This is a genomic window from Nocardia stercoris (assembly GCF_003696265.1).
Classification (GTDB): domain Bacteria; phylum Actinomycetota; class Actinomycetes; order Mycobacteriales; family Mycobacteriaceae; genus Nocardia; species Nocardia stercoris.
The window spans coordinates 122,627-134,532 of the sequence record NZ_RFFH01000008.1; the positions used below are offsets into that span (position 1 = coordinate 122,627).

Below are 11,906 nucleotides of genomic sequence, written 5' to 3' on the forward strand. Positions count from 1 at the left end.
GTACTGCCCTCAAGCGCGCCGCATGTAGGCACGCACCGCGAGCGGGGCGAAGATCAGGATCACGATCGCCGAACCGACCACCGAGAACACCAGATTGTGGCTGTAGACGTTGCCGTTCATCAGCTCACGGCAGGCGTTGACCATGTAGTAGATCGGGTTGGCCTTGTTGATGGCCTGCATCCAGCCCGGCATGGTGGCCACCGAGGCGAAGGCACCCGACATGAAGGTCAGCGGGAACATGATCATCATCGAGATGCCCTGCACCGCGGCGGCACTCTTGCCGGTCACCCCGACCAGGGCCCAGATCCAGCTGATCGCGAAGGAACAGAACACCACGATCAGGCCGGCGGTGAGCACACCCGCCACACCGCCGCCGGGGCGGTAGCCCAGGATCAGGCCCATCCCGATGGTGAGGGTGGTGGCGATGCCGTAGCGCGCCATATCGGCGATCAGGGCACCGGCAAGGGCGGCGATCCGGGCGATCGGCAGTGACTTGTACCGGTCGAAGACGCCCTTGTCCATGTCCTCGCGCAGTTGCGTGCCGGTCACCACCGAGGTGAGCACCACGGTCTGCACCAGAATGCCGGGGATCAGGATCGGCAGGTACGAGTGCACGCTGCCCGCGATCGCGCCACCGAAGATGTAGGTGAACAGGCCGGTGAACAGGATCGGCTGGATCGTGACGTCGAACAGCTGCTCCGGGTTGTGCTTGATCTTGAGCAGGCCGCGATAGGCCATGGTGAGCGAGTTGGCCAGCGTGCGACGCATGCCGATGTGGTTGCTCACCTGGGGAATCGGGGCCGGCTGCCGCACCTCGGGTGCGGTGGGTTCGAGAGTTGTGGTGGTCATGCTGCGGCGCTCCGTTCGGCGTCGGTGTCGGACTCCTCGGCGGCGTGCCCGGTCAGGGCGAAGAAAACCTCGTCGAGGCTGGGCTTGCTGACGGTGATCTCCTCGACCCGGATGTCGCTGTCGCGCAAGCGGATCAGCAGGTCGGCGGTCACCGAGGGGTCGGCCAGTGGCGCGGTCAGGCGCCCGGCCTCGGGGGTGATGCTGGCTTCGACGGTCCGGCCCACGGCCCGGGACAGGAACTCGCCCACCAGAACTCGGGCCTCGCCGAGCCGGTCGGCGTCGGCCAGCGTGAGCTGTAGCGCCGACAGGCCGACGGAGGCCTTCAGTTCGTTGGAGGTGCCGTCGGCGATGACCTTGCCGCGGTCGATCACCGCGATCTTGTCGGCCAGCTGGTCGGCCTCGTCCAGGTACTGGGTGGTGAGCAGGACGGTCGCGCCCTCACGGACCAGACGCCGGATGGTGTCCCACATCTGGGCGCGGGTGCGCGGGTCCAGGCCCGTGGTGGGCTCGTCGAGGAACAGCAGCGGCGGGGTCGCGATCAGGCTGGCCGCCAGATCGAGCCGGCGCCGCATACCGCCGGAGAAGTGCTCCAGCGACTTGTTCGCGGCCTCGGTGAGCCCGAACTCCTCGAGCAGTTCCGCGGAGCGCTTGCGGGCGTCCCGGCGGCTCAGCCCGAGCAGGCGGGAGAAGATCATCAGGTTCTCGGTGGCGCTCAGCTTCTCGTCGACCGAGGCGTACTGCCCGGTGACGCCGACCAGCGAGCGGACCGCGGTCGGCTCGGCCACCACGTCGTGGCCGAAGATGCGGGCGCTGCCGCCGTCGGGGCGCATCAGGGTGGCGAGCATGCGGATGGTGGTGGTCTTACCGGCCCCGTTGGGTCCGAGCACGCCGTAGACGGCGCCGCGCGGCACCGCCAGGCTCACGCCGTCCACCGCACGCTGCTCGCCGAAGACCTTGACCAGCCCCTCCGCCTCGATCGCGAGGGTGTTTGCGGGTGCGTTCTGTGTCATGCACCTACTGTGCGGGGGCGGTCTTGCGTCGCCCTTGCGTCGCTGTTGCGCAAGGAGCGGACCACCGGGCGCAAGCGCTTGCGCAAGGCGAACTGCCCGGTGCAAGCGCTTGCGCCGGGCGGTATGGGGTCAGTCCAGCAGGTCCGCGCCGTCGGCGATCATCTGCGCGCGCAGCGCCACTCGGTCGGGCTTGCCGGGACCGCGCAACGGCAGTTCCTCCAGAATCGCCAGCTCGCGGGGTGCGGCGATCGGGTCCAGCTCGGCCACGACGTGGTCGCGCAGCTCGTCCAGCGTGACCGTGGCGCCGGGCGCCGGCACCACCGCGACCGCGACCCGCTGGCCCAGCCGGTCGTCGGGCAGGCCGAGCACCACGCATTCGCTGATCGCGGGATGGGTGGCCAGCACGGCCTCCACCACCTGCGGGATCACCAGCAGACCACCGGTCATGATGGCCTCGTCGAGTCGCCCGGAGATCGACAGCACGCCGTCCTCGAAGGTGCCCGCGTCGTCGGTGCGGAACCAGCCGGGTTCGGCGAAGGCCGGATGCTCGGGCAGGCCGCGGTAGCCCTTGGCGAGCATCGCGCCGCCGAGCATGACGCGGCCGTCCTCGATCTTCACCTTCGCGCCGGTCAACGGCACGCCGTCGTAGACGCAGCCGCCGCAGGTCTCGCTCATCCCGTAGGTGCGCACGACCGTGATCCCGGCCTCGCGGGCCCGGTCCAGCACCGGCTGCGGGGTGGGCGCGCCGCCGATCAGGACGGCGTCGAGCTGGGCCAGGGCGTCCGCGGCCACCGGCTCCTCGAGCGCCTTGATCAGCTGGGTGGGGACCAGCGCGGTGTACCGCCGTTCCCCGGTCATCCCGGCGACCGCGCTGGCCAGGCCGCGCGGCAGGAAACCGCCGGACACGTCGAGTACCGCGGGTTCGGTGCCGGCGAGGATGCTGCGCAACAACACCTGCACGCCGGCGATGTGATGGGTGGGCAGGGCCAGCAACCACTGGCCCGGGCCGCCGATGCGTTCGTGGGTGGCCTCGCCGCTGGCGCGCAGGGCTTCCGCGCCCAGCATCGCGCCCTTGGGGACGCCGGTGGTTCCGGAGGTGGTCACCACGAGGGCGACGTCGGCTTCGATCGGTTCACCCGGCCGCAGGGCGCCGGAGAGGCGCTGCGCTTCGCGGCGGTCGGACGACGGGATCGGCAACCAGGCCGGCCCGTGGCCGTCCAGCGCCGCACGCAGGTGCGGCATCACGTCGCCCACATATGCCCCGGTGGGCATGGGAAGGGTCCGCAGGGTACTGCTCACGTTGGCCGATAGTGTCATGTCAACAGGACCGGCCCGCGCACGGGTCGGTCACCGCGCCTGTAGTCGCTTCGCACACCGCGTGGTGGTGAACCGTTCGCATATGAGCTGTGCTGCGTAGTTGCCTGCGTAGTTGCTGGGGCATCGAACCTGCGCTCTTCGCTCGGAGACGGATCAGTCGGACGTCGGTGTCGCCAGCGGCCATCCGCCGGCAGCGAGCCGCGAAGCCACTCTTGCGATATCGTCCTCGCCGGGCTGTTCCTTGGCAACTCGGACGATGGCCGCCGCGATCTCGTCGGGGTGCACCGCGTCCTCGCCGTCGCGCTCCCGGACCAGCTGTGCGACGACTGATCCGACCTCGGTTTCGGTCAGCCGCCGGTGCAGTACGGCGAGCAGTGCCACATAGTCTGTACTGGGAATTCCCTGTGGATAGCCGGCCCGCAGCCAGGCCAGCACCTTGCTCAGGACGGCCTGTCGCGGCAGGCGGCCGCCGGTCTCATGCGGGGAGGTCGGGTCGAGAGTCATGGCTCACCTTCCGGTGGTACTGGCTATCGCTCGTGTCACAGGCTGAACAGATGGATGTCGAGGCGGCTCGCCAGGAAGCCCTTCGCCACATAGAGGACACCGGCCAGAACGGCCGCCGCCACCACCGCGTAGCAGAGGGCCGAGCCGATGCCGGCCGCGAGTCGCACCGAGTTTGCGGTGCCGCGCCCGTCGGCCCCGGATTCGGTCGCGGTGGACTGCAGCCGGATCGCGATCGCGAAGATCGTGGGCAGGCCGGCGCCGAACAGCAGCGCGGTGGCCGTCACCTGGGCCAGTTCCCGCAGGTCGGTGGTCAGGGTGTGCACGACTCTCCCTTCACGCCGGCGGGCGGGGCCGGCCATTCGTCGTTGACATTGCCGGCCGTGACCGGGGCGGACCGCGCTCGCCGGTAGATCGCCGCGGCGGCGGCGACCAACAGCGCGAAGATGGTCAGCACGCCGGGCAGGCCGCCGATCAGGTGCGCGATCCACCAGCACGCGCCACCGGCCAGCGCGGCCGCCGGCAGGGTCAGCAGCCAGGCGACCGCCATCCGGCCCAGCACCGACCAGCGCACCTCGGCGCCGGGCCGGCCGAGGCCCGTGCCGAGGATCGCGCCGGTCACGGTCTGGGTGGTGGACAGCGGCAGGCCGAATTCGGCCGAGGTGAGAATGATTGCCGCACTTGCGGATTCGGCGGCCAGTCCCTGTGGCGGCTCGATGTCGACCAGCCCTTTGCCGAGGGTGCGGATGATCCGCCAGCCGCCCACCGCGGTTCCGCCGGCGATCGCGCCCGCGCAGACCGCGATGACCCAGAACGGGAGCTCGTCGGTGGGTTTGGCGGTGCCGTGCGCGATGAGCGCCAGGAAGATGATGCCCATCGTCTTCTGCGCGTCGTTGGTGCCGTGCGCCAGCGACACCAGCGACGCCGACCCGATCTGACCCCAACGGAATCCGCGCCCGACCGCGGCCGGGTCGCTGCCGCGGGTGATCCGGTAGATCAGCCAGGTGGCGACCCCGGCGACCAGTGCCGCGACCGGTGGCGCGGCGACCGCCGGCACGATGATCTTGGCGACCACGCCCTTGCTCCCGGCCGACCAGATCACGCCCGCCGGGCCGAGCGCCGCGATGGTGGCGCCGATCAGGCCGCCGAACAGCGCGTGCGAGGAACTCGACGGCAGGCCGAGCAGCCAGGTCAGCAGATTCCACAGGATGCCGCCCACCAGACCGGACAGCACGATCACCAGCAGCGGTGTCCCGGAAACCTTGTCCAGCCGCACGATTCCGGCGGCGACCGTGGCCGCCACCTCCACGCTCAGGAACGCCCCCACGAGGTTCAACAGCCCCGACAGCACGACGGCGGTGCGCGGCTTGAGCGCCCCGGTGGCGATGGAGGTGGCCATGGCGTTGGCGGTGTCGTGGAAGCCGTTGGTGAAGTCGAACGCGAGGGCGGTCGCGATGACGATGAGCAGCACGACGAGTTCGGCGGTCACCCAGACAGTGTTCTTTACCGGTTGCCAGGTTCGCGACAGACCCCCCGGAACGGTCCATTCGCCACGCTTGCGCGCAGCTCAGACCCGGGTATCGCGCCGCAGCGGGTGATCGGCGGGAACCTCGACCAGAACGATCGGGACGCCGTCCGGATCGTGCAGCCACATCTCGATCAACCCCCACGGTTCACGCACGGGCCGCCGGTCGACGGTGATGCCGCGCGCGGTCAGGTCCGCCTCCGCCTTCACGGCATTGCGCACCTGCAGCCACAGGGCGCCGGAGAACCCGCCCGGCGCGGCCTCGTCCCGGCCGTGTCCGGCGATCTCCAGCAGCGACTGCCCGGCGAAGAACACCGTCCCGCCCGGATACTCCCGCGCGATCGCCAGCCCGAGTCCGTCGCGATAGAACGCCAGGCTGCGCTCGTAGTCCGCCGGCCGCACGATCACCCGGCTCCCGAGGATCTCCATGCCACGACCTTCCCACGCCGCGGGCGGCCCGTCCGGTACTTCGGCCGGCTCGTGTCGTACCCGATACGCGGCCGGAAACGGTTGCGGCGGCACACCGGGAGGGTGTGCCGCCGCGAAGTCCGGTCGGGGGACCTACTTGTCGGTGACGCGCTCCCAGCTGAACGGGCCGAACGAGGTGTCCGCGGCCGGCTGCGCCTGCGAGTGCACGGTCAGCCGCAGGTATTCGAGCGGGAAGGTGCTGCCGTGCACCACGATCCGGTGGAAGTTCGGCACGTTGTAGCTCGGGTGCGCGGTCCACGCGTCACCCGCGCACACGTTCGCGTCGCCGACACAGGGCGAGGCCTGCTGCAGCGGGTTGTCCGAGCGGTAGGTGTGCGAGTCGCCGTTGAGCAGCAGGACCGGCTTGCCGAACGCGGTGGTGTGCGCGGCGAGGTTCTGGATCACCGGCTCGTAGTTGGTGAGGTGGGCGGGGGACTTGCCGTCGACGTCCCACATGTCGGCCTGGGTCAGCACGACGACCGAGGTCGCCTGCTGCCGCGCGGCGGTCTCGAAGGCGCGGTCGAGCCAGCGCAGGTCGGCGGCGGTGCGGTCGGCGGCCTCGGCGGTCTGCTGCGGGGAGGCGGTGGGGGTGCCGTACCAGGGGTCGGCGTCGTTGTTCGAGCCGCCGGGCAGGTTGATCGTGACGTATTCGGTGCCGCCGCGCTGCCACATGACGTTCTCGACGTACTGGCTGTCGGCCGGGTGCGCGCTGTTGTCGACCTGGGCCTGCGAGAGCACCTTCAGGTTGCCCTTGCCGAGGGTTGCGCCGGGGGCCGGGAAGAAGATCGACCGGACCAGCGCGAGGTTGTCGATCGGGTTGCCCTGGGCGTAGTCGACCGGGTTGCCGCTGCTGTCGGTGACGTAGTCGATCCGGCCGGTGGTGGCGTTGTACACGCCGCCGCCTTCCTTCTTCTTGTGGCAGTCGGCCCACTCGTTGTCGCCGGGGGTGTAGACGAGCGGCTTCTCGAACGCGGACCACAGGCCGGCGACCTGCCGGTCATAGGCCTCGGTGCAGTACTGGCTACCGGAGTGGATGTCACCGACGTGCACGACCGCGTGGATCGACTTGTCGGCGTTGACCGCGTCGATGAACGCCGGGGTCGCGTCGGTTTCGCTGGTGTCGGTCGGGGAGGTGCCGTACGGGGCGTCGCCGTACACGGCGAGGCTGTACGAATCGTCCTGTCCGGATCTGTCGTTGGGGTCCGCGACGGCCGGTCCGGCCAGGATGGTGCTGAGCGTGACGGCCGCGGCGGCGACGACCGCCTTGTGGATGGTTCGTACAGGCATGGGATTCCTCGGGTTCTGCAAGTCCGGCGCCCACACGCTGGCAGTGCCGGATGCTCGTGCTGTGAACCCGTCGCGAACGCGCGGTGAACGAAATCGTTCCGATGGGGGCCGAGAAAGGCCACCGCACAACCGGGTTACTCGCCCGGTTGTGCGGTGGCCTCGAATACGTCACTGCGCCAGACGAACTCGCGCAGGCCGGCTCAGAAGTAGTAGGGGTATCCGGTCCAGTTGGGGGATCGCTTCTCCAGGAACGCATCCCGGCCCTCGATCGCCTCGTCGGTCATGTACGCCAGGCGGGTCGCCTCGCCGGCGAACAGCTGCTGGCCGACGAGCCCGTCGTCGGTCAGGTTGAACGCGTACTTGAGCATGCGCTGCGCCTGCGGGGACTTGCCGAGGATGTCGGCGGTCCACTCCAGGGCCTCGTCCTCGAGCCGGTCGTGGTCGACCACGGCGTTCACCGCGCCCATGCGGTGCATGTCCTCGGCGGTGTAGGTGCGGCCGAGGAAGAAGATCTCGCGGGCGAACTTCTGTCCCACCATCTTCGCCAGATACGCACTGCCGTAACCGCCGTCGAAGCTGCCGACGTCGGCGTCGGTCTGCTTGAACCGGGCGTGCTCGCGGCTGGCGAGGGTCAGGTCGCAGACCACGTGCAGGCTGTGCCCGCCGCCGGCGGCCCACCCGTTGACCAGGCAGATGACCACCTTCGGCATGAAGCGGATCAGCCGCTGCACCTCGAGGATGTGCAGGCGGCCGGCGCGTGCCACGTCCACGGTGTCGGCGGTCTCGCCGTCGGCGTACTGGTAGCCGCTGCGGCCGCGGATGCGCTGGTCGCCGCCGGAGCAGAACGCCCAGCCGCCGTCCTTGGGGCTGGGGCCGTTGCCGGTGAGCAGCACCGCGCCGACGTCGGGGCTCATCCGGGCGTGGTCGAGAGCGCGGTACAGCTCGTCGACGGTGTTCGGGCGGAAGGCGTTGCGGACCTCCGGCCGGTCGAAGGCGACGCGGACGGTGCCCTGTTCGACGTGCCGGTGGTAGGTGATGTCGGTCAGGTCCTCGAAACCCGCAACGGGCTTCCACAGCTCAGGCTTGAAGGTCACGAGGCAATCTTGCCGTATGGCAGCGGTTCGCAGGTGCCCTGTGGCACCCGGTCGCCGGTACGACCCGGTCACAGTGGACTAGACAGCGTAAGAAAACGCGCTACCGTGCAGATATGAGTGAACGGCTGGATCCGGTGATCGACACCAGCGCGATCGATCCGGATCGATACGAGAAGCACGGCGGTTTCCCGAAGATGGTCGCGGCCAACCCGCCGCGCGAATTCGGCGAACTCGTCGAGACCATGCGCCGGCTCCAGGATCTGACCTCCACGGTCGACGCGCCGGACTCCGTCTACGCCGACGCGCTGCACCGCGCTCGTGAACTGGCCGACCTACTCGCGCCCTACGAGGCACCCGAACGTCAGGGCCCGGCCGGCCGCACCACGTCGTTGCCCGCGCGTGGCCAGCTGTTGCTGCTGCCCTGGCAGATCACCACGGCCGGGCCGACCGGCATGACGATGCGCGGTGAATTCTCGCGTTACTACCTCGGCGGTAACAATGCCGTCCACGGCGGTGTACTGCCGCTGCTGTTCGACGACATGTTCGGCTGGATGATGCATTACGCCGGAAGGCCGGTGAGCCGCACCGCATTCCTGCACGTCAACTACCGCCAGGTGACGCCGTTGCAGAAGCCGCTGCACGCGGTCGGCACCGTCGATCGGGTCGAGGGCCGCAAAACATTCGTCAGCGCAAGACTTCTCGACGAATCCGAAACCGTGCTGGCCGATTGTGAAGGCCTGATGGTGCAGTTGCGGCCCTGGCAGCCGTAGCCGTGTGAATGCTGCGTTCAGGCCGTATAGTTGGCCACGCTCGTTCATCTCAAACAATCCGGAGGAACCTGAAAGTGGTTGCAGCACTGTCTGAATCCCTGCTCGACGACACCAAGCGCGCGGCCTTCCTGTCCGACGCCCAGGAGGTTCTGGAAGCGGAGGTGTCCGACAAGGGCGGCGCGTCCGGTCTGGCCCTGAAGGGTGGACTGGCGGCGGCCAAGAAGGTCAGCCCGACCATCATCTCCGAGGCGCTGGCCTCGTTCTCGCCGAAGTTCCTCGAGCAGCTCCAGCCCTACTGGACCGAGTTCCAGGCTTCGGGGAGCGGTAGCTTCGCCGACCTCCTGGTTTCCAAGAGCGACGAGGTCGCCGAGTCCCTGCTGGCCATCACCGACGCGCGGGCCGAGAGCTCGTCCCGTCCGGCCCTGAAGAAGGCGTACTCGGCCCTGCGGTCGTCCGCCAAGAAGCACGTCGAAGAGGCGCTGCCGCGCGTGGGCGACCTGGTGCAGAAGCACGCTCAGTAGTAAGCCGCCGAGGGCCCGATGTCCCGCGTTCCGCGCGGGTGCATCGGGCCCTCGGCCGTGTCCGGGGTGCCGTCGACCCGATTGCGGCTCCGGCCCTTTCGGAATCGGTTGCTGAATATTCGCGCCCTCGCGCCGCGCGCCGGATCCGATGCCGTATCCGAATGGTTATCTCCGACTTCGACGTCCGGCGGCCCGACCGGAAATCCGTGGCGCAGTTATTACTTGACGGTATCTGGTTCGGTGGATTTTTAATCCGGCTGCCCAGGAGCCATATCGGTGTGCCGGAGCCGACTCGTATTGGCGCGGTGTGGAATTCGCTCGACAGTCGCATAGTTTCATGTATTCGCGGTGATCGGTGCGAGCTATATCACGTCCGTCGCCGTGGTCGCCGGCGCCCGGAGGATATCGGCGGCGCCGCCGCGTTGTGAGCAGGGTGACGGTTCGCCGTCGCCCGGGGCGTGACAGGCTGGGAGGGTGAACCCTTCCACAGCACAGGCCCGGGTCGTCGTCGACGAGCTGGCGCGCGGAGGTGTGCGCGACGTCGTGTTGTGTCCGGGATCCCGGAATGCCCCACTGGCCTTCGCGCTCGAAGCCGCCGACGCCGCCGGCCGGTTGCGGCTGCACATGCGCATCGACGAGCGCGCCGCCGGCTTCCTCGCCCTCGGCCTGGCCGTCTCCGGTGGCCGCCCGGTGCCGATCGTCATGACCTCCGGGACGGCCGTCGCGAATCTCGGCCCGGCCGTGCTGGAGGCCAACTACGCGCGCATCCCGCTGGTCGTGCTCAGCGCCAACCGGCCCTACGAACTGCTCGGCAGCGGCGCCAACCAGACCGTGGAACAGTTCGGCCTGTTCGGCAGCCAGGTGCGCGCCGCGATCAGCCTCGGCCTCGCCGAACTGGAGGACGGCTACCGCAGCCAGAACAGCGTGTGGCGTTCGGCGGTGTGCCGGGTGCTGGCCGCCGCCCGCGGCACCCGCTCCGGCAACGCCGGACCGGTCCAGTTCGACATCCCGCTGCGCGAGCCGCTGGTCCCGGACTCGGAGCCCGGTGAATCCGTGCCGGCCGGGCGCCCCGACGGGCGAGCCTGGACCGCAACCGAATTCGCCACCCTGGACGTGCCGCTGCCGATCGACCTGACCCCCGACACGGTCGTCATCTCCGGGCACGGTGCCGGCCACCGCCCCGAACTGGCCGGCCTGCCCACGGTCGCCGAACCGACCGCGCCCATGCACGGTCCGGCCCTGCACCCGCTGGCGCTGCCGCTGCTGCGGCCCCGGCAGGCGATCATCACCGGCCGCCCCACCCTGCACCGGCAGGTGTCGAAGGTCCTCTCCGACCCGGACGTCACCGTCTTCGCGCTCACCACCGGCCCGCGCTGGCCCGACGTCTCCGGCAATGTGGTCGGCACCGGCACCCGGGCCGTCACCTCGGGCGCGCCCAGCGCACAGTGGCTGACCCGCTGCCGCGACATGGACGCCCTGGCCCGCCGCGTGGTCGGCGAGGAACTCGCCCGGCACCCGAAACCCACCGGCTTGCACGTGGCCGAGGTCGTCACCGCCGCGCTGCGCGAGGGCGATCAGCTGCTGCTCGGCGCCTCCAACCCGGTCCGCGACACCGCCCTGGTGTGGGCGCCGCAGCGCGGCATCCGGGTGCTGTCCAACCGCGGTGTGGCGGGTATCGACGGCACCGTGTCCTCGGCGATCGGTGCCGCGCTGTGCCACCCCGGGCGCACCTTGGCCCTGATGGGCGACCTGACCTTCCTGCACGACGCGTCCGGCCTGTTGATCGGCCCTACCGAACCGCGGCCGGAGGAACTCACCATCGTGGTCGCCAACGACGACGGTGGCGGCATCTTCGAACTCCTGGAACAGGGCGACCCGCAGTACGCGGGCGTCTTCGAGCGCGTGTTCGGTACCCCGCACGGGATGGATCTGGCCGCGCTGTGCGCCGCCTACCGGATCCCGCACCGCCAGGTGGACACCGCCGAACTGGCCGACCGGCTGTCGCGGCCGGCGCCGGGCATGCGTGTGCTCGAGGTGGCCACCGAACGGTCGGGGCTGCGGGAACTGCACACCGCCATGCGCGTGGGCATGGACGCACCGGCCGACGACTGAGCGAAGCCTGCCGGTCGAGATTCCGGCTCGGTGCGTGGGCCCGGTTGTGCCGCAACCGCGGTCGTGCCTCGGCGGTCGGTCGACCCGGCCGAGTCGGATGACCGCCGCTCAGAGGTCTGCGGCGTCCGGGGTCTCGTACTCGTCCGGTGTGCCGTCCGGGTACGTGTCGTCGTCGCGGTAGTCCTCGTCCATCGGCACCGGGATCGACTGTTCGAGCACGTCGGCCTCGGCGGCCTCGGCGGATCCGACCACGAGGGTGCCGTTGTAGGTGCCGGCGGGCAGTTCGTCGGCGGGGTCGGCGGGGACCGACTGCTCGGCGAGGTCGGCGTCGGGCACGCTGTCGTCGGTGGCCGGCTGGGCGTTCACGGGCTTTGCCATCGATGCTGCTCCTCTCCGGGCGACCCCGTGCTCGGCGGGCCTGATCGGGACCGCGGAACAGGCGGTACGGAACA

The 11,906-nt window shown here is 69.9% G+C and carries 13 protein-coding genes; 3 read left to right on the forward strand and 10 right to left on the reverse strand.

What is annotated here, in order from left to right; all coding sequences use genetic code 11:
• Positions 1 to 9 precede the first annotated feature (9 nt).
• The 9 genes from EBN03_RS19810 to EBN03_RS19850 all read right to left on the reverse strand — a co-directional run bounded on the left by EBN03_RS19810 (position 10) and on the right by EBN03_RS19850 (position 8,051).
• Positions 10 to 849, reverse strand: a complete 840-nt coding sequence (locus EBN03_RS19810) for an ABC transporter permease (RefSeq protein WP_122189557.1) — start codon at positions 847 to 849, stop codon at positions 10 to 12.
• Positions 846 to 1,859 carry an ATP-binding cassette domain-containing protein gene (locus EBN03_RS19815; protein WP_122189558.1) on the reverse strand — a complete coding sequence of 338 codons (1,014 nt, stop codon included), beginning with the start codon at positions 1,857 to 1,859 and terminating at the stop codon, positions 846 to 848. Before EBN03_RS19815 ends, EBN03_RS19810 begins: the two co-directional genes overlap by 4 nt.
• 129 nt (positions 1,860 to 1,988) lie before the next feature.
• Complete coding sequence (gene menE, locus EBN03_RS19820; protein WP_199742894.1) at positions 1,989 to 3,131, reverse strand: o-succinylbenzoate--CoA ligase; 1,143 nt, start codon at positions 3,129 to 3,131, stop codon at positions 1,989 to 1,991.
• Between the two features lie 198 nt (positions 3,132 to 3,329).
• Positions 3,330 to 3,680, reverse strand: a complete 351-nt coding sequence (locus EBN03_RS19825) for a DUF3349 domain-containing protein (RefSeq protein ID WP_122189560.1) — start codon at positions 3,678 to 3,680, stop codon at positions 3,330 to 3,332.
• A gap of 35 nt (positions 3,681 to 3,715) precedes the next feature.
• On the reverse strand, positions 3,716 to 4,003 hold the full coding sequence (locus EBN03_RS19830; RefSeq protein WP_122189561.1) for a hypothetical protein: 288 nt from the start codon (positions 4,001 to 4,003) through the stop codon (positions 3,716 to 3,718).
• Entirely contained in the window at positions 3,991 to 5,166 is a 1,176-nt protein-coding gene (locus tag EBN03_RS19835) for an inorganic phosphate transporter (protein WP_122189562.1), read from the reverse strand. The genes EBN03_RS19830 and EBN03_RS19835 overlap by 13 nt, the downstream gene beginning before the upstream one ends.
• 78 nt (positions 5,167 to 5,244) lie before the next feature.
• On the reverse strand, positions 5,245 to 5,631 hold the full coding sequence (locus EBN03_RS19840; RefSeq protein ID WP_122189563.1) for a VOC family protein: 387 nt from the start codon (positions 5,629 to 5,631) through the stop codon (positions 5,245 to 5,247).
• 132 nt (positions 5,632 to 5,763) lie between these two features.
• Positions 5,764 to 6,957 carry a hypothetical protein gene (locus tag EBN03_RS19845; protein ID WP_122189564.1) on the reverse strand — a complete coding sequence of 398 codons (1,194 nt, stop codon included), beginning with the start codon at positions 6,955 to 6,957 and terminating at the stop codon, positions 5,764 to 5,766.
• A 200-nt stretch (positions 6,958 to 7,157) separates the two neighbouring features.
• Positions 7,158 to 8,051 carry a 1,4-dihydroxy-2-naphthoyl-CoA synthase gene (locus EBN03_RS19850; protein ID WP_122189565.1) on the reverse strand — a complete coding sequence of 298 codons (894 nt, stop codon included), beginning with the start codon at positions 8,049 to 8,051 and terminating at the stop codon, positions 7,158 to 7,160.
• Between the two features lie 113 nt (positions 8,052 to 8,164).
• On the opposite strand from EBN03_RS19850, the gene EBN03_RS19855 reads away from it, so the two are divergent.
• The 3 genes from EBN03_RS19855 (at position 8,165) to menD (ending at position 11,454) form a co-directional block, all read left to right on the forward strand.
• A complete protein-coding gene (locus EBN03_RS19855; RefSeq protein WP_122189566.1) occupies positions 8,165 to 8,821 on the forward strand; it encodes a PaaI family thioesterase in 657 nt (218 codons plus the stop codon).
• Between the two features lie 74 nt (positions 8,822 to 8,895).
• Positions 8,896 to 9,342, forward strand: coding sequence for a DUF6918 family protein (locus tag EBN03_RS19860; protein WP_122189567.1), 447 nt, complete (start codon positions 8,896 to 8,898; stop codon positions 9,340 to 9,342).
• Positions 9,343 to 9,816: 474 nt separating this feature from the next.
• Entirely contained in the window at positions 9,817 to 11,454 is a 1,638-nt protein-coding gene (gene menD, locus EBN03_RS19865; protein WP_122189568.1) for a 2-succinyl-5-enolpyruvyl-6-hydroxy-3-cyclohexene-1-carboxylic-acid synthase, read from the forward strand.
• Between the two features lie 108 nt (positions 11,455 to 11,562).
• On the opposite strand, the gene EBN03_RS19870 is transcribed toward menD, so the two are convergent.
• Positions 11,563 to 11,832, reverse strand: coding sequence for a hypothetical protein (locus EBN03_RS19870; RefSeq protein WP_147471643.1), 270 nt, complete (start codon positions 11,830 to 11,832; stop codon positions 11,563 to 11,565).
• Positions 11,833 to 11,906: the final 74 nt, after the last annotated feature.

Excerpts from the sequence above, each read along its gene's own strand:
- EBN03_RS19815 (WP_122189558.1), bottom strand. The coding sequence starts at position 1,859 with ATGACACAGAACGCACCCGCAAACACCCTCGCGATCGAGGCGGAGGGG.
- menE (WP_199742894.1), bottom strand. The coding sequence starts at position 3,131 with ATGCCCACCGGGGCATATGTGGGCGACGTGATGCCGCACCTGCGTGCG.
- EBN03_RS19810 (WP_122189557.1), bottom strand. The coding sequence starts at position 849 with ATGACCACCACAACTCTCGAACCCACCGCACCCGAGGTGCGGCAGCCG.
- EBN03_RS19845 (WP_122189564.1), bottom strand. The coding sequence starts at position 6,957 with ATGCCTGTACGAACCATCCACAAGGCGGTCGTCGCCGCCGCGGCCGTC.
- EBN03_RS19855 (WP_122189566.1), top strand. The coding sequence starts at position 8,165 with ATGAGTGAACGGCTGGATCCGGTGATCGACACCAGCGCGATCGATCCG.
- EBN03_RS19840 (WP_122189563.1), bottom strand. The coding sequence starts at position 5,631 with ATGGAGATCCTCGGGAGCCGGGTGATCGTGCGGCCGGCGGACTACGAG.
- EBN03_RS19825 (WP_122189560.1), bottom strand. The coding sequence starts at position 3,680 with ATGACTCTCGACCCGACCTCCCCGCATGAGACCGGCGGCCGCCTGCCG.
- EBN03_RS19870 (WP_147471643.1), bottom strand. The coding sequence starts at position 11,832 with ATGGCAAAGCCCGTGAACGCCCAGCCGGCCACCGACGACAGCGTGCCC.